This window comes from Paraglaciecola sp. T6c (assembly GCF_000014225.1).
In the GTDB taxonomy this organism is placed as follows: Bacteria; Pseudomonadota; Gammaproteobacteria; order Enterobacterales; family Alteromonadaceae; genus Paraglaciecola; species Paraglaciecola atlantica_A.
Genome location: NC_008228.1, coordinates 1,490,858 through 1,511,485, shown reverse-complemented (window position 1 = coordinate 1,511,485; position 20,628 = coordinate 1,490,858). Strand labels below are relative to the sequence as shown.

At 43.9% G+C, this 20,628-nt stretch carries 19 protein-coding genes; 4 read left to right on the top strand and 15 right to left on the bottom strand.

Features of this window, described 5'->3' with window-relative positions:
• Window positions 1–2: 2 nt before the first annotated feature.
• The 13 genes from lpxA to rpsB form a co-directional block, all read right to left on the bottom strand.
• The gene (gene lpxA / locus PATL_RS06420; protein WP_011574112.1) at window positions 3–773 is read right to left on the bottom strand and encodes an acyl-ACP--UDP-N-acetylglucosamine O-acyltransferase; all 771 of its coding nucleotides are present in this window, start codon (window positions 771–773) and stop codon (window positions 3–5) included.
• Window position 774: 1 nt separating this feature from the next.
• On the bottom strand, window positions 775–1,221 hold the full coding sequence (gene fabZ, locus PATL_RS06415; protein WP_006992116.1) for a 3-hydroxyacyl-ACP dehydratase FabZ: 447 nt from the start codon (window positions 1,219–1,221) through the stop codon (window positions 775–777).
• A 41-nt stretch (window positions 1,222–1,262) separates the two neighbouring features.
• Entirely contained in the window at window positions 1,263–2,297 is a 1,035-nt protein-coding gene (gene lpxD / locus PATL_RS06410) for a UDP-3-O-(3-hydroxymyristoyl)glucosamine N-acyltransferase (protein ID WP_011574111.1), read from the bottom strand.
• A gap of 42 nt (window positions 2,298–2,339) precedes the next feature.
• Window positions 2,340–2,855 carry an OmpH family outer membrane protein gene (locus tag PATL_RS06405; protein ID WP_011574110.1) on the bottom strand — a complete coding sequence of 172 codons (516 nt, stop codon included), beginning with the start codon at window positions 2,853–2,855 and terminating at the stop codon, window positions 2,340–2,342.
• Between the two features lie 54 nt (window positions 2,856–2,909).
• Window positions 2,910–5,384, bottom strand: a complete 2,475-nt coding sequence (gene bamA / locus PATL_RS06400) for an outer membrane protein assembly factor BamA (RefSeq protein ID WP_011574109.1) — start codon at window positions 5,382–5,384, stop codon at window positions 2,910–2,912.
• A gap of 61 nt (window positions 5,385–5,445) precedes the next feature.
• Entirely contained in the window at window positions 5,446–6,798 is a 1,353-nt protein-coding gene (gene rseP / locus PATL_RS06395) for a sigma E protease regulator RseP (RefSeq protein ID WP_011574108.1), read from the bottom strand.
• Window positions 6,798–7,991, bottom strand: coding sequence for a 1-deoxy-D-xylulose-5-phosphate reductoisomerase (ispC, locus tag PATL_RS06390; protein ID WP_011574107.1), 1,194 nt, complete (start codon window positions 7,989–7,991; stop codon window positions 6,798–6,800). The genes rseP and ispC overlap by 1 nt, the downstream gene beginning before the upstream one ends.
• Window positions 7,991–8,854: a phosphatidate cytidylyltransferase gene (locus PATL_RS06385; RefSeq protein ID WP_011574106.1), complete on the bottom strand. Its 864-nt coding sequence runs from the start codon at window positions 8,852–8,854 to the stop codon at window positions 7,991–7,993. Before PATL_RS06385 ends, ispC begins: the two co-directional genes overlap by 1 nt.
• Window positions 8,855–8,903: 49 nt before the next feature.
• Window positions 8,904–9,644: a polyprenyl diphosphate synthase gene (gene uppS, locus PATL_RS06380; RefSeq protein WP_011574105.1), complete on the bottom strand. Its 741-nt coding sequence runs from the start codon at window positions 9,642–9,644 to the stop codon at window positions 8,904–8,906.
• Between the two features lie 14 nt (window positions 9,645–9,658).
• Complete coding sequence (frr, locus tag PATL_RS06375; RefSeq protein WP_006992108.1) at window positions 9,659–10,216, bottom strand: ribosome recycling factor; 558 nt, start codon at window positions 10,214–10,216, stop codon at window positions 9,659–9,661.
• A gap of 15 nt (window positions 10,217–10,231) precedes the next feature.
• Window positions 10,232–10,975 (bottom strand): UMP kinase, encoded by a 744-nt coding sequence (pyrH, locus tag PATL_RS06370; RefSeq protein ID WP_011574104.1) that lies wholly within the window; start codon window positions 10,973–10,975, stop codon window positions 10,232–10,234.
• Window positions 10,976–11,242: 267 nt separating this feature from the next.
• Window positions 11,243–12,115, bottom strand: coding sequence for a translation elongation factor Ts (gene tsf, locus PATL_RS06365; protein WP_011574103.1), 873 nt, complete (start codon window positions 12,113–12,115; stop codon window positions 11,243–11,245).
• Window positions 12,116–12,247: 132 nt separating this feature from the next.
• Window positions 12,248–12,979, bottom strand: coding sequence for a 30S ribosomal protein S2 (gene rpsB / locus PATL_RS06360; RefSeq protein ID WP_011574102.1), 732 nt, complete (start codon window positions 12,977–12,979; stop codon window positions 12,248–12,250).
• Window positions 12,980–13,290: 311 nt separating this feature from the next.
• Between rpsB and map the strand changes: the two genes are divergently transcribed.
• From map to PATL_RS06340, 4 genes are all read left to right on the top strand, one after another.
• On the top strand, window positions 13,291–14,082 hold the full coding sequence (gene map, locus PATL_RS06355; protein WP_011574101.1) for a type I methionyl aminopeptidase: 792 nt from the start codon (window positions 13,291–13,293) through the stop codon (window positions 14,080–14,082).
• Window positions 14,083–14,229: 147 nt separating this feature from the next.
• Window positions 14,230–16,842, top strand: coding sequence for a [protein-PII] uridylyltransferase (gene glnD / locus PATL_RS06350; RefSeq protein WP_011574100.1), 2,613 nt, complete (start codon window positions 14,230–14,232; stop codon window positions 16,840–16,842).
• A 135-nt stretch (window positions 16,843–16,977) separates the two neighbouring features.
• Window positions 16,978–17,796 carry a UDP-2,3-diacylglucosamine diphosphatase gene (locus tag PATL_RS06345; protein WP_011574099.1) on the top strand — a complete coding sequence of 273 codons (819 nt, stop codon included), beginning with the start codon at window positions 16,978–16,980 and terminating at the stop codon, window positions 17,794–17,796.
• Window positions 17,797–17,906: 110 nt separating this feature from the next.
• Window positions 17,907–19,682, top strand: coding sequence for a GNAT family N-acyltransferase (locus PATL_RS06340; protein WP_011574098.1), 1,776 nt, complete (start codon window positions 17,907–17,909; stop codon window positions 19,680–19,682).
• Between the two features lie 158 nt (window positions 19,683–19,840).
• On the opposite strand, the gene PATL_RS06335 is transcribed toward PATL_RS06340, so the two are convergent.
• Together PATL_RS06335 and fdx are read right to left on the bottom strand one after the other, a co-directional pair.
• Window positions 19,841–20,131: a YebG family protein gene (locus tag PATL_RS06335; protein WP_011574097.1), complete on the bottom strand. Its 291-nt coding sequence runs from the start codon at window positions 20,129–20,131 to the stop codon at window positions 19,841–19,843.
• Window positions 20,132–20,269: 138 nt separating this feature from the next.
• Window positions 20,270–20,608: an ISC system 2Fe-2S type ferredoxin gene (gene fdx, locus PATL_RS06330; RefSeq protein ID WP_006992099.1), complete on the bottom strand. Its 339-nt coding sequence runs from the start codon at window positions 20,606–20,608 to the stop codon at window positions 20,270–20,272.
• Window positions 20,609–20,628: the final 20 nt, after the last annotated feature.

The following is a 20,628-nucleotide window of genomic DNA, read 5'->3' as shown; positions in this document are numbered from 1 at the left end:
GCTTAGCGCACAATACCTCGTGAAGAGGTCGCCACAAAATCAGCCATGATCTTAACCTCAGGCGTGCTTTGCGCCATTTCGTTTAGCAACTCAACCGCTTCGTCTGCTCGATGACCATTTCGGTATAGCACCTTGTAGGCACGGCGTAATTGCATAATGACGTCTTTATCAAAACCGCGACGCTTCAAACCTTCACTATTGATACCATGAGGCGTGCTTTTATCACCGCCTATCATGACGTAGGGAGGTACGTCACGCAGCACGATTGCGCCACCTGCTACAAAGCTATGTGAGCCGATATGGCAGAATTGATGAAAGGCTGTCATACCGCCTAAAATAACGTGATCGCCAATGTGCACATGGCCTGCTAACGTCGCGTTATTTGCCAAAATAGAGTGATCGCCAATGACGCAATCATGGGCAACATGGGCATAAGCCATAAGCAAATTATGTGAGCCAATTTGAGTCAACGCCTTATCTTGAGCTGTGCCGCGATGGACAGTGACTGATTCGCGAAAAACGTTATTATCGCCAATGGTCAAATACGTATCTTCGCCAGCATATTTTTTATCTTGGCAATCTTCACCGATGGAACCAAACTGGAAGAATCGGTTGTTTTCGCCGATCTTAGTGTGGCCTTTTACGACCACATGAGACTCAAGCACGGTGCCTGAGCCAATTTCAACATTAGCGCCGATAAGACAATAAGGACCAATTTTCACATCATCGGCGATAATCGCCGAAGGATGAATGATAGCTGTAGAATGAATCACGTTATAGTTTCCGCATGGCACACATGAATTCTGCTTCACAGACGGCTTTGCCATCTACGCTGCCGACACCGTGGAATTTCCAGATCCCGCGGCGCTCTTTTATAAGGCGCACGTCCATATCTAAACGATCACCAGGCACAACAGGATGTTTAAAGCGCGCTTTATCTATCCCTGCATACAAATATAAATCGTCACTATTACCTGCAGTTTTAAAGCCTAACACGCCTGCGGCTTGTGCTAATGCTTCTAAAATGAGTACCCCGGGGAAAATAGGCTTACCCGGAAAATGGCCAGTGAAGCACGGCTCATTAAAGGTAATGTTCTTATAGGCTGTGATCGATTCACCTAAGGTGTAGTCCGTAACACGATCAAGTAATAAAAATGGGTAACGGTGGGGTAAAAGCTCAAGAATTTCTTCAATTCCAAGCTGATTGATATTATTAACCAACAGGTTATCTCCTCAATTAAGTCACCAATTGGCAAGGTAACTTACTTTAAATGCGATTTTTCGAGTGTTTTGACACGCTGATTGAGGGTGCTAAGGTTACGCAACGCCACTGCATTTTTTCGCCACTCTCGGTTTTCAATAGCGGGCATTCCGGAAGAGTAAACGCCAGGTTTGTCTATGGCTTTTGTCACCATACTCATCCCCGTAATATAAACGTTATCACAAATTTCCATATGTCCGTTAATTGCCACCATGCCACCAATTGTACAATTGCGGCCAATAGTAACACTTCCAGCGACAACTGTGCATCCAGCGATGGCAGTGTTCTCACCAATAATCACATTGTGTGCGACTTGACACTGATTATCGATAATTACACCATTACCAATGATGGTGTCATCAAGCGCACCACGATCAATAGTACTACTGGCACCCACTTCAACACGATCTCCTAAGATAACCGTGCCTAACTGAGGTATTTTAACCCAACGGCCTTTGTCATTTGCATAACCAAAACCATCAGCACCAATGACAGTGGCAGATTGTATTAAACAGTCTTGCCCTAGTACTACGCGATGATACAGAGTGACATTTGCCCACAGCTTAGTATTGGCACCAACACTTACCTCTTTACCAATAAAGCAGCCGGGGCCAATTTGTACGTTATCTGCTAGCTTAACACCCGATTCAATAACGGCATGCGCACCAATACTAACGTTATCCCCCAATTCAACATCATCAGCTATCACCGCTAAAGGTGAAATGCCGTCGGCCGAACGAGGAGTAGAGTCAAGTAATTGTGCTGCGAGTGCAAACCCAACATAGGGATTGTCCATCACTAATGCTGAGCACTGACAATGCGATAAATCTTCGGATTTTAAAATAACGGCCTGAGCGGCCGTTTTTTCAAGCTGGCTACGATACCGACTATTCGACAAAAATGAAATCTGACCATTGCCTGCTGACGCCAATGTAGACAGTGAATGGATTTGTGTCTCACCACTGTCGCCATCAGTAAGATGTAGCGAGGCTCCAATTTTATCAGCTAATTGCTGTAAGCTAACCGTTTGATTCAAAGTCAGACCTTATTATCGATTTTAACGCGCGTCCTGTTGGACTTATTTTACTTTACTGACCTGCTCTAATACTTTCTTAGAGATATCATCTTCTGGATTAATAAACGCAACTGCATTGGCGTTTAATATAACGTCATACTTTTCTTTCGCTGCAACAACGTCAATTGACTGCTTGATGAAACCAAGCAATTTATTTTGCTCTTCTTTCAAACGACCTTGTACTTCTTGTTGAAGCGGCTGCGCTTTAGCTGCATATTCTTCACGAAGAGCGTTGATTTTGCCTTCAAGTTCAGTTTTTTCTTTGCTGCTCATAGTCGCTGCATCACGTTGATTCTTCTCAATGTAATACTTAATGTCTTTTTCTAAGCGGCTAACTTCTTCAGTTTTGTCTTTAAACTCTGCCGCTAAGTCTTGTTGAATTGTGGCTGCTTGAGGCATAGATTGAAAAATACCTTGTACGTTAACCGCACCGATTTTTTGCTCTGCCAATGCTGCACTACTAAATGCTGCTGCGCCAATTAATGCCCCTGCTACAAGACTTTTAGTAAATGTTTTCAAAAGATACTCCTGATTTTTAATCGTTATTTTTCTCAGCACTAAACAATACTGGATTTAGAATGTTTGACCAATGTTAAAAGAGAAAAACTTCGTGTCATCCCCTTCTCTTGATTCAATCGCTTTAGAGAAGCTGAATACCATAGGTCCCATAGGCGACAGCCATTGTACAGAAAGACCACCAGAAGCTCTATACAACTTGTAATCACTGTAATCTTCTAATGGATCGTTGTTAAACTGTTGATTAAGCGTTAAATCTTTATAACGGTCATACCTAAATTCGGTATCCCAAACGTTACCTACATCCACGAACAAGCTAGTACGTACCGAATTATCGAAGTCAGCTTCTACAAACGGAGTAGGCACGATTAACTCGACTCCCCCTAAGATCATCGCGTTGCCCCCAAGCGAACGAGACGAAATAGTCACAGTGTCGTTAACTGGGCTGCCGTAAATAATATTGCCGTCAATATCTCGGATGACTGAAGGGGTAAGCTGCACACCACGAGGTCCAACAGTGTTGTTTTCAAAGCCGCGCAGTGAATCATTACCACCAGCACCGAAGTTTTGGTTAAACGGTAAGATTTGATCTACACCATTGGCGGTGCCATAACCGTTACCATAACCTAACTTCAAGCGAGCCAAGAACGACCAACGCTGGTTACGAGACAATGGGAAATAAAACTTGGTATCCACTTCGGTTTTAAAGTAGTTAACGTCAGAATTCGGCGTGGTGATACTGAACGACGCACGTTGCGACGAACCAGCCGTTGGAAAAACACCACGGTTTAGCGTTGAGCGGATCCAGGCAACTGACGCTAAGAAGCTATCGTATTTAATAGAATCATCAGGGTTGCTTTCATCCACAAACTGATTATAAAAGCGGGTTGTCTGTTCGTAAGAAGTGCTTTGGAACAACTCAACATTACTGTAGGTCAAACCAAAGTTAATGCGGTTGAACTCATCAATAGGATAACCGACGTTTGCGCCAACTGAATATTGTTTAGAGTTATATTGAATAAAACCAGCGCTTTCTCCATCAAACTCGCTGTAGCCAACCGAGCCACCTAAGCTGATACCATCGATGGTGAAATACGGGTCTGTATAAGAAATCTGAGCACTTTTTTGATATGACGTGGTACTTAAGTTAAGCGCGATACGTTTACCTGTACCTAAGAAGTTATCTTGTTGGATACCCGCTTGTAAGCTCAGCTTGGTTCTATCACCGTAACCGATCCCGGCATTGAATGAACCAGAAGCTTGCTCTTTTACGCTGAAGTTAACATCAACTTTGTCGTCTTCGCCAGGCAGGCGAACCGTTTCAAAATCAACTGATTCCATGTAGGTTAAGCGAGAAAGTGCATTCTTCGAAGATTCTAGCGTTGCATTTGATAGCCATGCACCTTCCATTTGTGTCACTGACTGACGCAATACTTCATCAGCAGTGCCAATGTTACCTTCGAAGTTAATACGACGAACGTAAATGCGTTTGCCGGGGTCCACGGATAAGGTCAATTTAACCGTTTTATCTTCTTCATTAATATCAGGAATGGTGGTAACCGTCGGATAAGCGTAACCAAAGCGACCAAAATACTTGCTGATAAACTCTTCTGTGTACGTTACTTCAGCCTGGTTATATAACTCCCCTGGCGTAATAGGCAATACGAGCTTTAAGTAATCCTCATGACCTAATAACTCACCGACCAATTCCACTTCAGAAACTTTATACTGCTCGCCTTCTTCAATATTCAAGGTGACGTATATACCCGCTTTCTCAGGCGTCATGGATACTTGCGTCGATTCAATATCGAACTTCAGATAGCCTCGGTCTTTGTAATAGCTTGTGACCGTTTCCATATCACCGGTAAGGGTCTGTTTCTGATACCGGGTTTCGGATAGGAAATCCCACCATGGGGCATCGAATTTCAGTTCCATTTGTTCGAACAAAGTAGCGTCGTCAAAAATGGTGTTACCAACAATGTTGATCTGCTCAATTTTGGCGGCGTCGCCCTCTTCGAAAAGCAGCTTTAGGTCAACACGATTACGTGGCAAAGGTGTAATGATCGCACTTACATCGGCATTATATTTACCAATACTGTAGTAGAAGTCTTTTAAGCCATTTTCGATAGAAGTCAGCACGGTTTTATCCAGTGGCTCACCTAAACGAATATTGCTGCCGTCTAAACTTTCTTGTAGCTGCTCATCTTTGATGTCGTCATTGCCTTCAAGAATAATATTACTGATAGTGGGGCGCTCTTTCACCTTGACCACCAGTACATCGCCGTCACGCAGCACTTCAATGCTCTCGAAATGCGTTGATGCATATAATGAGCGAATAGCCTGTGCTATACGGAAGCTATTCATTTCATCACCGACTTTGACCGGCAAGTAGGTTAATGCCGCACCAAGGGCTACACGTTGCAGACCTTCGACTTTAATATCAGAAACGACAAATTCACTTTCTTGGGCCGACTTTGCCATATTGGCAACGGATAACATCAATCCTGCAGCAACTAACTGTTTAAACTTCATTTATTACCATTCTTCCTAAGCGCACATATGTTTGTGCTTTGACCAATTTGGCCGATAAAAATTATAAACGCGTAATGTCGTTAATGATGGCGATACTCATAAACAGGAGTAATAATAAGCCACCTATTTTAAAACCAATCTCTTGTATAGAGTCCGGAACGGGTCGACCACGTAAAAGCTCTATAAAGTAATAGAGTAAGTGTCCACCATCAAGCACCGGAATGGGTAAAAGGTTAATAATTCCCAAATTGACGCTAATTAACGCTAAAAAGCTCAGAAAATACACTATTCCTGAACTCGCACTCATCCCAGCACCCTGGGCAATGGAAATCGGTCCACTGAGGTTTTTAACCGACACATCACCTGTAATTAACTTTCCTAGCATTTCGACGCTAAGCGTCATCAGACGCCATGTTTTGTCGCTCGCTTGGGCAACAGCATCAATCAGACCGTATTGGTGAGTGAATAAAACCCCTTTCGGCCATGGTGCTAACGTTGGGCTGACACCCAAGTAACCAATCTCATTTTCACCATCTTGGCGCGAGCCCAACAAGCCGCTCAACCTCACAACCTGCTCGTCTCTTAGCACCTCAATAACAACATCAGCATTGGGACGCTTTGCAACATAACTGACTATTTGTTCCCAATTTGCCATGGTAGTTCCATCTACCTGCTGAATTTTATCGCCAACCTTTAAACCAAGTTGCTCAGCAGCAGACTTTTCAGCCACCAAACCAACGATACTCAAGACTTCTGGCCGATACACAGACAAACCTAAACTTTCGATTGCGGAGTCTTTGTCCGGATCAAATTGCCAAGTGCTCAAATTTAACACTTTAGTTTGTTCAACTGGACTATTTGGCAATGTAATAGTGAGTGGCAGAGTATCATTGCCAATATATGAAATCAGCTCTAGATTCACCGCTTGCCAATCGATGGTGTCTCGCTCTCCCACTCGCTTGATGATAGAGCCCTCTAGCAATCCAGCTTGGCTGGCGATACTGTCTGGCTTTATTTCGCCTAGCATCGGCTTGATAGTTTGAACGCCGATAAGATACATCACAAATAAAGCAAATATGGCGAAAATGAAGTTGGTTAACGGGCCAGCAGCGATAATAGCAATTCGCTTGAGTACGTGCTGACGATTAAAAGCGTGAGGCAAATCTTCTTCTGCTACGTCGTCTACTCGCTCGTCGAGCATTTTTACGTAACCACCTAATGGTATGGCAGCAATAACGTATTCAGTGCCTAGCTTATCCGTGCGACGCCAAAGCGCTTTACCGAAACCGACGGAAAAACGCTCGACTTTGACTCCGCAGCGCCTTGCCACCCAGAAGTGTCCCCACTCGTGCACAGCGACCAAAATACCCAGCGCAATAACGAACGACGCTAAACTCCATAAAAAGCCTAACATTAGCGCGCCTCTCTTGAGTAAGATGAAATAATTTGTTGTGCCTGACGACGACATTCCTTATCCCACTCAACAATGGCATTGATGTCATCGAGCTGACACCCCTGCATTTTTGCTACGCATTGTTGATTGACTTGGGCTATTTGGCTAAATCCAATTTGGCCAGATAAGAAAGCTGCCACTGCCACTTCATTCGCTGCATTTAATGCGGTTGTAGCATATTGGCCTGCATCAGATGCTTCTATTGCCAAATATAAATTGGGATAGCGTTGTGGCTCAGGTTCGTCGAAACTAAAATTGCTCACGTTTTGGAAGTCCAGAGGTTTAACCCCAGAATCAATGCGTTTTGGAAACGCTAAGCCATGGGCAATCGGCGTGCGCATATCTGGGTTGCCCATTTGGGCTAACACTGAACCGTCGCAATACTGCACCATGGAATGAATAATACTCTGAGGATGTAATACCACTTTGATATCACTCGTTTGCAAGCCAAATAACCAACGCGCTTCAATAAACTCCAAGCCTTTATTCATCATAGTGGCGGAATCGACCGATATCTTTTGCCCCATATCCCAATTAGGGTGAGCACATGCTTGAGCAGGTGTCATCTCAGATAAACGATTTAATGGCGTTTCCCGAAACGGCCCTCCCGAGCCGGTTAATAAGATACTGCTGATCCCGGAGGCCGCCAAATCACCGTATTGAAAGTCATGAGGCAAGCACTGAAATATAGCGTTGTGTTCACTGTCAATGGGCAATATCGTCGCGCCATGCTCTTTAGCTGCATTAATGAATAACTCGCCTGACATCACCAACGATTCTTTGTTGGCCAATAGTACCTTCTTGCCCGCTTTAACCGCCGCGATAGTTGGTAATAAACCCGCACCACCGACAATAGCGGCCATCACTACATCAACCTCATCAGCGCTGGCAACATCAGCTAACGCTTGCGCGCCTGACAGAAGCTCTGTTTTTATTCCACTGGCGAGTAACGCTTGTTTGGCATTTTGATAACGAGTGCTGTCGGATAACACAAGATACTTAGGTTGGCACAGTTTGGCTTGCTCAAGGAGCTTATCTATTTGGCTATGAGCTGTTAACGCATAAACCTGATACAAACCAGGGTGGCGCAACACCACATCAATAGTGCTTTGTCCAATAGAGCCTGTTGCGCCTAATATACAAATATTTTGCATTAAGCCATCCACGAAACATAGCAAAAGGCAAAAACAGGAAATGCAGCCGTTAAGCTGTCAATGCGATCTAAAATACCACCGTGTCCCGGTAACAAGTTTCCACTGTCTTTGATACCCGCACAGCGTTTGAGCATACTTTCGTTTAAATCGCCTAATGCAGATACCGCAACCGTCAAACCGCCAATTAAAATGTTGATCCAAATTCGGCTGGGGTCAACGGCATAGTGAAGTGCCGCAAAAGCAATAATAAGTGAAGAAGCGCCAACGCCTCCCATTAAGCCTTCAAAGGTTTTGCCAGGAGAGACTCTTGGGCGCAGTTTAGTGCGCCCAAACTTAACCCCAACAAAGAATGCGCCAATATCGGCAGCCCATACTATGCCCAACACGTAAAAAATGAGTGACGCGCCGTAAAAGCTATCGACGTCATACAAACTGGTTCGCAATGAGACTATCGCGACCCAAGTTGGTATTAGCGTGAGTAGTCCGAATATCCCTTGAATCCCCCTACGCGTGCGCCAAAATGAACTAAAACGAGGATAGGCAATGATCATCAACAAAGATACGAACCACCACAAGGCGGCGATACCTAAAATATAATGGTAAAGGCTATTTAACTGGCCTTGATACCAGATATTTTCCACGTCTATGGTAAAGGTGAAATAGCTGCATATGGCCACCACTATAAGCGTATATATGGCTTTAGTTTGGCGGGTAACAAACCCAGACATATTTGCCCATTCCCATGCACCTAATCCAAGCACGCCAATCATGGCTATTTCGAAACCAAGCATAGGTAGAAATAAAATCGAACACAGTACCAGCGGTGCTAACACCAGTGCGGTCAGAATACGTTCTTTCAACATTGTGAGCCCTCAGAAGCGAAAGTGGAGATAACTGCAAACGAACCTGTCATTAACTGACCTGTTCGCCCGTCATCCCGTAGCGGCGTTGCCTATCGGCAAAGTTATCGATGGCAAGTTGGAAAGCATCTTCGTTAAAATCCGGCCAGTAGGTATCGGTAAAATACAATTCTGCGTAAGCAACTTGCCATAGCAAAAAGTTGCTAATACGGGTTTCACCACCGGTACGAATGAGTAAATCGAGTTCTGGAAGGTCAGCGCAACAGGTATAACTGTTGAGCATGGCTTCGTCGATTTGTTCACATTCGAGTGCGCCTTCTTTGACCTGCTCAGCCAACGTCTTGGCTGCGTTGAGAATATCCCAGCGACCACCGTAATTCGCAGCAATGTTGAGAATTAAACCATCGTTGTTTTCAGTTAATGTCTCAGCATCTTGAATTTGTGCAACCAGCTTTTTGTCGAAGCGACTGGTATCACCAATAACACGTAATTTAACGTTATTTTTGTGCAGTTTTTTAACTTCACTGCTCAAGACCATTTTGAACAGTTCCATTAGTACCCCCACTTCTTCTTGAGGGCGATTCCAGTTTTCACTACTAAAGGCAAATAAGGTTAAAACTTTGATGTTGTTTTTAAGGGAAAAAGACACAGAAGCACGAACACCTTTAACACCAGCACGATGCCCGAATGTTCGTATTTTGCCTTTCTTTTTGGCCCAGCGACCGTTGCCATCCATAATGATTGCAACGTGCTGGGGCACGAGTTTACTGGTCGATTGTGATTCTGAATTCATTTATCAGGCAACCACTATACTTCCATTAACTCTGTTTCTTTCGCTGCTAAGATGTCATCGATTTGTTTTACGAATTCATCAGTCAGCTTTTGAATAGCGTCTTCACCGCGGTGAGCATCATCTTCGCTGATTTCTTTTTCTTTCAATAACTCTTTGATATCGCCATTGGCGTCACGACGAATATTACGCACAGCGACACGGCCGCCTTCAGCCTCATTACGTACGACGCGGATCAAATCTTTCCGGCGCTCTTCTGTCAATGCGGGCATAGGAATACGGATAACCGTACCTGCACTCATTGGGTTTAACCCCAAATCTGACTGCATAATTGCTTTTTCAACGGCTTGTGCTGCGCTTTTGTCAAACACAGTTAAGGCAAGTGTGCGAGAGTCTTCAGCTATCACGTTAGCCAATTGCTTTAACGGCGTCGGTGCGCCGTAATATGGCACCATTATGCTATCTAATAAGCTAGGATGGGCACGACCGGTGCGAATTTTGGTAAATTGACCACGTAACGCAAGCACGCTTTTTTCCATGCGCTGACGCGCGTCTACATTGATTTCATCAATCATAAAATGTCTTCCTAATTAATTATCTTGTTTTTCTGGATGGCAAATTACGGTACCAACATCTTCACCAAGCACAACTGCGCGTAAGCATCCTGGGGTATTCATATTAAAAACGCGAATAGGGATATTGTGATCTCGGGCTAGCGTAAATGCCGCCAAGTCCATCACTTTTAATTCTTTGTCTAATACTTCAGAGTAAGACAGTTTTTTGTATAACACGGCATCTGGATTTTTCGCAGGATCTGAATCATATACACCGTCTACTTTAGTGCCCTTAAGCACAGCATCGGCTTCTATTTCAATACCACGCAAACACGCGGCTGAGTCAGTTGTGAAGAACGGGTTGCCCGTACCTGCAGCAAAAATAACCACGCGACCAGATTTTAATAAACTAATAGCTTCAGCCCAGTTATAGGCATCACATACGCCATTAAGTGGAATGGCTGACATTAGACGGGCATTAACAAATGCACGATGTAGCGCATCACGCATGGCTAGACCGTTCATAACTGTCGCGAGCATACCCATGTGATCGCCAACAACACGATTCATGCCTGCTTTTGCTAAACCTTCACCGCGGAATAGGTTACCGCCGCCTATGACTAAGCCAACTTCAATACCCAGTTCAACCAATTCTTTTATTTCTTGCGCCATACGCTCAAGAACTTTTGGATCAATTCCAAAGCCTTCTTCGCCCATTAAGGCTTCGCCACTTAGCTTTAGCAATATTCTACGATAGGCATGTTTAGGTGTTGTACTCATCGGCAGGCTGTTCCTTATTTAACGAATAATGGGGGTCAATAACTCTCGGTATAACAATGTACGTCTTAGCGTACAGGCATTACCTAAGTTGCTTTTGTGCGCACATAGTTCAACACTTAGCGCTAAACTTAGGCGTTAAGAACCTAAATGTACTGAATTTTACAGTACGTGCCGTTATACAGCTTGGTCCACATATAAAAAGGCACCTCAATTTGAGGTGCCAATAGTTTATATGACATTAGCTTTTCGCAAAAGCAAATGGCGCAATTATTTCTTAGCAGCGGCCATTTGTGCAGCTACTTCAGCAGCAAAGTCTTCTTCTTTCTTCTCAATACCTTCACCTACTTCGAAACGTACGAAGTTGATAACGTCAGCATTTTTCGCTTTAAGCAATTGTGCTACAGACGTTGAAGGATCTTTAATGAAAGCTTGACCTGTTAGGCTTACTTCAGAAGTGAACTTGTTCATGCGACCAGAAACCATCTTCTCAGCGATGTCAGCAGGCTTGCCTGACTGCATAGCGATATCAAGTTGAATTTCTTTTTCTTTAGCAACAACTTCAGCTGGTACATCAGTTGGCTTAACAAACTGAGGGTTAGCTGCTGCAACGTGCATAGCGATGTCTTTTGCAAGCTCTTCGTCGCCACCTTGAAGGATAGCGATAACGCCGATGCGGCCGCCGTGTACGTATGCGCCAAGGTTATCACCTTCAACAGAAATAACACGACGTGGAGAAATGTTTTCGCCAATTTTAGCAACCAAAGTGTCACGTGCGTCACTTACTTTAACGCCGTCAACCACTGAATCGTTCAACGTTTCAATGTCATTGATTTTGTTAGCAGACGCCACTTCGATCAATTTGCTACCGAATGCGATGAAACCTTCGTCACGAGCAACGAAATCTGTTTCACTGTTCAATTCGATCATTGTTGCTACACCGTTAGCAACTTTGGTCAAGATAACGCCTTCAGCGGCGATACGACCTGCTTTTTTAGCCGCTTTTGCTTGGCCATTTTTACGCATGTTTTCGATTGCTAGCTCGATGTCACCGTTAGCTTCAACTAGTGCATTTTTACAATCCAACATACCTGCAGCGGTACGCTCGCGTAATTCTTTAACTAGGGCTGCTGTCACTGCCATTGTCGTTTCCTCAGCAATATAATGTACTTAAATTAGGATTAAAAAACAGGGGCATTAGCCCCTGTTAGATTTTCGTGTCATGCACATTTGTGCATTAACAGACTGACTCAATAGGAATATTAAAGGGGCTGATTACTCAGCAGCTTCAACAAACTCACCTTCTTCAGCCTGTACTTCAATGTTCTTCTCACGACCTTCGATAACGGCGTCAGCAGCAGAGTTCAAGTAAAGTTGAACTGCACGGATCGCATCATCGTTACCAGGAATGATGTAATCAACACCATCTGGGTTTGAGTTTGTGTCGACGATAGAAACAACTGGAATACCAAGGTTACGCGCTTCGGTAATCGCAATGTGCTCGTGATCAGCATCAACAACGAAAAGACAATCAGGAAGACCGCCCATGTTTTTGATCCCGCCCAAGCTGTTTTCTAGCTTAGCCATTTCGCGTTGTAACATAAGCACTTCTTTCTTAGTGATTTTGTCGAACGTACCGTCTTGGCTTTGTTGCTCTAGATCTTTCAAGCGCTTGATTGATTGACGAACTGTTTTCCAGTTAGTCAACATGCCGCCCAACCAACGTTTGTTAACGTAGAACTGGTCACATTTAACTGCTGCGTCACGAACTGAATCACTTGCTGCACGTTTAGTACCAACAAAAAGGATTTTACCTTTCTTTGAAGCAACGCTGCCGATGTAATTCAACGCATTGTTGAATAACGGAACCGTTTTTTCTAAGTTGATGATGTGAACTTTGTTACGAGCGCCAAAGATGAAAGGTTTCATTTTTGGGTTCCAGTAACGAGTTTGGTGACCGAAGTGAACGCCTGCTTGAAGCATATCGCGCATTGATACATTTGCCATTATATTAGTTTCCTTAATATGGGGTTAGGCCTCCATACATCCCAGGTCTCGATCTGTGCAGACGAATCTTGCACAAACACCCCGAAAACTGTGTCGATGTATGTGTGTTATTAAATATAAGTTAGTCGCTGTAAATAACCGTTTTATGACAAGTTCAGAAGAACATATCAATGAACAGTTGTTTCAGCGGGGCGCTTTATATCACGAGAATGAGGGAAATTCAAGTTTAGGTATAGGCGCTATACACCAGCGCCTTGAAAAGTTAAGATATAACCACATTTATTAAGACCCGAAAAAATTAGGACATTGCTTTGCCAGCTACTATCAAAACCGCACAAGAAATTGAAAAAATGCGCGTTGCCGGGCGACTCGCAGCAGATGTATTACAAATGATTGGTCCTCACGTCAAAAAAGGCGTGACCACAGAAGAACTGAACCAAATTTGTCATGATTACATCGTTAATGAACAGCAGGCTATCCCTGCCCCGTTGAATTACGGTAATCCGCCGTTTCCTAAGTCTATCTGTACCTCTGTTAATCATGTTATCTGCCACGGTATTCCGGCCGACAAAAAATTAAAAGACGGCGACAGTGTAAATATTGACGTCACCGTTATAAAAGACGGTTACCACGGCGACACGTCAAAAATGTTTGTGGTTGGCAAACCAAGCATTATGACTGAACGCCTAATCCGCGTCACCCAAGAAGCCCTTTATATCGGCATTAAGATGGTAAAGCCGGGAGTGCGTTTAGGCGACATTGGGCACGCCATACAGCAACATGCTGAAGGCCATAACTATTCAATTGTACGTGAATACTGTGGCCATGGTATCGGCGCTAACTTCCATGAAGAGCCTCAGGTCGTTCACTATGGTCGCCCAAACACAGGTGAGGTATTGGAGGCCGGCATGTGTTTTACCATCGAACCCATGGTCAATGCAGGTAAACGTTACTCTAAAGTGTTGCCTGATGACTGGACCGTCGTCACTAAAGATCGCAGCCTTAGCGCTCAATGGGAGCACACCTTATTAGTGACCGAAACCGGGGTCGAAATTCTTACCCTGCGGGACGATGAGGAAATAGAGCGCGTCATTAATCATTAAGCGTCATTCGTAAACTCTTTTCTAAGCTTATGATAAATAATTAATTCTTACCGGAATTAGTTATTTGTCATCAGGCTTTAATTAGATGAACCTTAAGAGTATATCCGTGTAATTAAATCGTCATCCAATTGAATAAAGGACCGTATCTTGTCTTTGCAAACGTTAATAAATCAAATCCAACTTATTCAATCCACTGACGACATTCCTGCATTTAAAGCCTGCATCAGCGATAGTTATGACTGGTTAGAGAGTGAGTTTACTCGAGTAGATGTAGACAGCCTTGTTCTTGGTCGTGCCACCTTTGTCGATGCTCTTTTATGCCATGCATGGGAACTACTCGATTTACATAAAGAAACTAAAATAGCATTGGTGGCGGTAGGCGGTTACGGTAGAGGCCAACTGCAACCCTATTCAGATATTGACCTGTTGCTACTTAGCCCTAGTTCGCTCTCTCAAGCCCAGCAAAATACCATAGGTCAGTTTATCACCTTTTTGTGGGATGTTGGTTTAGACATAGGCCAATCAGTTCGTACCATAAAGGAAACCGTTTCCCTAGCCCGTGGTGATGTCACCATAGCGACAAATTTGGTCGAAGCTCGGCTTCTGACAGGTAATCAAGACACCTTTTTAACTCTGAATAAAAAACTTCATGGGCGCGGTTATTGGACTAGCAAAGACTTTTTTATCGCTAAATCAAAAGAACAACAAATACGCCATTCTAAATTTAAAGGCACCTCTTATAACCTTGAACCCAATGTTAAAGAGAGCCCTGGCTGCTTGCGTGACATACAAAATATTGGTTGGATAGCTAAGAAACACTTTAAGGTGATGAAGGGCACGGAACTGGTAGAACGCGGTTACTTCACAGAGCAAGAATTTCAGGAGCTACTAGAGTGTCGCTCTAATCTATGGCGCATAAGATTTGCACTGCATATGCAAGCTGGGCGCAGCGAAAATCGTTTGTTATTTGATTATCAAAATGATGTGGCCAGTCGCTTAGGTTATGGTGATGATGGTAAGGCATCTGTCGAGCGCATGATGAAATCGTTTTTCAGAACGGTAAGGCGTATTAGTGAGCTTAACGAAATGTTATTGCAACGCTTTGGACACGATGTATTGCATATCAAAGTCAAAGATCGCTCAATTATCAATCCAAGCTTTGAAATTGCCGATGGTCTACTCGCCACGCGGCATGACAACGTATTCAATGAGCCAGAAGACATTCTGCAATGCTTACTACTGATTGCAGATACGCCGCAAATTGAAGGTTTGCATTCAAGCGTACTTAGTCAACTACGCTTAGCGCGTCGTAAGTTCCATAGTCAATATTACTGTGAAATTCCTCGCTGTCGCACGCTATTCATTGAACTGATGCAACACCCAGATTTCTTTGGTTTAGGGTGGGACATCATGCATAAGCACGGTATTTTGCAGTCCTATTTACCGCAATGGGATCATATTGTAGGCATGATGCAATTCGACTTATTTCATGCATACACTGTTGATGAGCACACCCATCGATTAGTTAAGAACGTTTATCAATACAGTCAGGGCAACGCAGGCTTTCCTCGTTGTAGCCGTATCGTGCGTAACCTAGACAAACCTGAGTTGTTATACATTGCCTCTATCTTTCATGATATTGGTAAAGGCCGTAACGGTGACCACTCTAAATTAGGTGCTAAAGATGTCGCCGAGTTTTGCACCATGCATGACATTAATGACAAAGACGCCGAACTCATCGCTTGGTTAGTTGAAAGCCACCTAATGATGTCCGTTATTGCACAGCGCCGCGATATATACGACCCAGAGGTGATCAACGAATTTGCGGGTAATGTACGCACGCACAATCACCTTAATCACCTTTATGTGCTGACACTGGCTGATATTCGTGCCACCAATGACAACTTATGGAATGACTGGAAAGCCACTCTACTTCGTGAACTGTATTTGCTCACACAAAAAGCCTTAGATAACGGCTTGGAATGCAAGGTTGCTTTGCAAGATAGGATTGACGAACATCAGACCAAAGCAAAAAGACTACTGGTAAACCGCGGCGTAAATGAAAGCCAAGTTGAACAGTTTTGGAAACGCTTAACGGACGATTACTTTGTGCGTTTCAAGCCCGATCAAATTGCGTGGCATGCAGGCGTTATTCTAGCAGCTCATCCTATGACTGATGACTTTTTACTCGTTGAAGCCAATGAACACACCGCTAAATCGGGTACAGAATTACTGGTGTATGGTAAGGATAAAATCAACTTGTTCGCTCAGGTTGCTTCTGTACTTGATAGCCGCAACTGTTCGATTCATGATGCGCAGATCATGAAAACCAATGATGGCTACGTCTTTGATAGCTTCATTGTGTTGGAACAATCGGGAGACAGGATTGACTCGGCGAGTCGCTTAAGCAGTTTAAAAGAAGCTGTGACCAATCAGCTAAACAAACCGGGTGAAGAGCACCAGAACCGTCGTAAAATGTCCCGTCAAATGAAACAGCTGGACGTCCCCACTAAAGTGCGGTTCTATTCCAGTCAGCCTGATGTCACGCTGGTTGAACTTGAAGCATTAGATGCGCCAGGGCTGTTGGCTAAAGTGGGCAACTTATTGGTGGAAATGGAGTTTTCATTACGTATGGCTAAAATCGCCACGATCGGCGAGCGGGCTGAAGATTTATTCATCATTAGCAATAGTGACGACAAAGCCTTAACACAAAATCAGGAAATCGAGCTCAAAAAGCGCTTATCCGACACCCTAGATTAATACCCACCAACACCGGTGAGCTCTTTGCCATATATCGGTAATGAGAGCTCACTGTCATGATACTTTCAAATTAACGTCACTTTACTGTAAACCCCTGCTTTTAGCCTAAGCGCTAAACAGTTAAAGGGTTTTACCATGAAAAACACACTGGTTTATCGCGCGCACTACCGCACAGTTTGGTTGTCTGATATTCACCTAGGCAGCAAAGACTGTAAAGCTGAATACTTGCTCGACTTTTTAGAGCACTCAACTATTGAGACATTATACCTAGTAGGTGACATTATCGATATGTGGGCAATGAGCAAGCAATTCCGCTGGCCTGAGGCACATAATAAGGTGCTTCACAAACTCATGTGTTTATCAAAGGAAGACACTCGCGTTATCTTTTTGCCCGGCAATCATGATGCTCCATTGCAAAAATACGATGGCATCACATTTGGTGAAATCGAAATAGCCAGAGAAGCCGTTCACACTACCGCAGACGGTAAAAAATTATTGGTGCTTCATGGCGATCAGTTTGATCAAGAAGTTTGCTTCGGCCCTTTACAGTCATGGATAGGCGATAAGGCATATGACTTTTTATTATTTATTAATCGTTGGTATAACCGCGCTCGCGCGTCGCTTAAATTCCCCTATTGGTCATTGGCAGGCTATTTAAAGAGCCATATAAAAGAGGCTAATAAAGCCATTAGCCGCTATAAGCATGCGTGCATTAACCGCGCGACGGAAATGGACTTAGACGGCGTCATTTGTGGGCACATTCACCACCCCGAAGTTGATAATATCAATGGGAAAACCTATTACAACGATGGAGACTGGATTGAAAACTGCTCAGCCTTAACGGAATTAGCAAGCGGGGAAATGAAGCTGATTTACTGGACCCAGACGGCTCACGCCAGCAACCTATTCAACCTACGCATGAGCAAAGCAAAAGGCCAAAATAAAGCCGCCTGATGGTCTTTTTTTGTCCTTTGTACTGTAATTAAATTGCCATTTAACTGGCACCAAATCGTCATATATCGTCGCTAGTATAAGCCCTAATAACAGCAATAACGGCACTCTCTATGTTTACGGTTAATGACGTTTTACACAAGCACTACCCAAAAGTGGCTGAAAAGCCGTGGTTGTTTAAGTCAGCAGGTTTTGTACTAAGACATTTGCTTCATGAGCGAGAAATGAACGAGTTTGCTCAGAGCTATCCGCACCACCAAGGTCTGGAATTCGTTGAACAAGTTCTTGAGTACTTCAATGTTAGCTATTCGGTGCGTGATAACGAGCGTGAGCATATTCAAAGCCAAGGTCGCTTGGTTATTATTGCCAATCACCCCATCGGCTCGTTAGACGCCCTAGCCCTCATAAAATTGGTTAGCGAAATCAGAACTGATGTAAAAGTCGTGGCAAATCAAATGTTGATGACAATCGCCCCGTTACACTGCATGTTGTTACCGGTCAATAACATGGCCGGCGGCACCGCAAAAGATCATATTCACAACATTCAGCAGCATTTAGAGCAAGAAGGCGCACTACTGATATTCCCTGCGGGGGAGGTGTCTAGGCTGCGCCCTCAGGGAGTGCGAGATACCCATTGGCACAGCGGCTTTTTGCGTATTGCGCGTCAAGCAAAAGCCCCTATCCTGCCAGTATTTATTGATGCTAAAAACTCCCCCCTATTTTATGGTGTATCCATGCTATATAAGCCATTGGCGGCCATGCTACTGGTCACAGAAATGTTTAAACAAAAGCGTAAGCATTTGCCCATGCGTATTGGCGAAGTGATCCCATTTGAATCCTATGCCAATGATAAAATTAATCGCATCCAGCAAGTTAAATTACTCAAAAAGCATCTCTATCGGATCGGCACGGGCAAACAAGGCATTTTTGCCACCCAAAAAGCCATTGCTATGCCAGAAAACCGCACTGAACTAAGCCGTGCAATAAAACGTGATTGTGAGCATTTAGGGGAAACCACCGATGGCAAAGCAATCTACTTATATCAATACAAGGGTAGTTCACCCATCATGCGCGAAATTGGGCGCCTGCGTGAAATAGCGTTTCGCGCCGTAGGTGAAGGCAGTCACCGCAGACGCGATATTGATCAATACGATACCCAGTATTTTCATTTGATTCTTTGGGATCCAGACGATCTAGAAATTGCCGGCGCTTATCGTTTTGGTGATGCTAAAAAGTTACTGGCACAAACCGGAACCGATGGTTTGTACTCAGCCACGCTATTCAATTATACCGACGCAATGCAGCCGTATTTTGAAAAAGGACTTGAGCTCGGCCGAAGTTTTGTACAGCCCAGGTATTGGGGTAAACGTAGCTTAGATTACTTATGGTACGGCATAGGGGCATTTTTGCAGCGCCACCCTGACTATCGCTATTTGTTCGGACCTGTTTCCTTGAGCGATACCTACCCTAAAGCGGCCAAAGACTTGTTAGTACAATTTTACCGCTTGTATTTTACCCACAAAGACACTATTGCCACCTCTAAAACCCCCTATCATTTGGCGACCGATTTAGCTGAAAGTTTTACTGGCGGTGATTATAAGAAAGATTTTACCCAACTAAAGCATATGCTGGCCAACATGGGAGTGGCGGTTCCGACGCTGTATAAACAATATACGGAAACCTATGACAACGGTGGCATTCATTTCCTAGACTTTAATATTGATGCTGATTTTGGCAATTGTATTGATGGTCTAGTCTTAGCGGATATTCATATGCTCAAAGCGAAGAAAAAAGCGCGTTATATGCCGCACAATGCTGCTAAAGAAGAAAAAGATGCCCCTAACATCAAGGGAGAAACTAAAGAAATGACATTAAAAAAAGCAAGTTAATCTTATGCTTCTAAGTGATAAAGAGCCACCTACTGAACAGCCATAGGCGGCCTGACGGTCGCCTTTTAGCTTACATTTAAAAATTTTCGCTCAGCGATTCATTGTTTACTGGAGTGGGTATAAGTTCTCAGTATTGAGCCGTGATTGAGCCCTGATCCTTAGGCTTTCTTTTTACTAAGGGCGACTACTTCAGCTTTTTCGTCAGACAGTACAGACTTTGCCTCAGTACCTTTGAACATCTTGCCAACCGCATCTTTATTTTTAGACAGCATGATCGCCAAATCCTCTAAAACGTCAGCTTCGAACTTCATCCCCTTAGCTTCAATATACTCGGCTAGGTTGTCTGCTACTTCTAGCATTTTGTCGTACTTATCGGCTTCTTTTTTATCTGCGGTCACAAACTTTTCAACCCCTTTATGCTCAACGACGTATCTGGTAATAATGGCCATATTTGTATCCTCAATTGCGTGTCTGTACAAAATATAGCACAACACCTGTTTTTATGTACAGTTCATTTTTACCGCCGTGCACATATAAAAAAACCAGCCTATGGCTGGTTTTTGTTAAAGCAAAATCACAATTAGCGATTAGTGCCCTTCACTAACCTGATTAACGGTGTAACGAGGGATCTCAACCACTAAATCTTCATCTTTAATAATAGCTTGGCAACCTAAACGCGAATCAGGCTCTAGACCCCAGGCTTTGTCGAGTAAGTCGTCTTCTAACTCATCACTCTCGTCAAGCGATTCAAACCCTTCACGCACAATGACGTGGCAGGTGGTACAGGCGCATGACTTCTCACAAGCATGCTCAATGCCTATACCGTTTTTCAAAGCAACATCCAATACTGTTGTGCCAGAAGGCGCTTCGAGTACGGCACCATCTGGGCAAAGCTCAGCATGAGGTAAAAATATAACTTGTGGCATCTGTTGTTTCCTTAAATCGA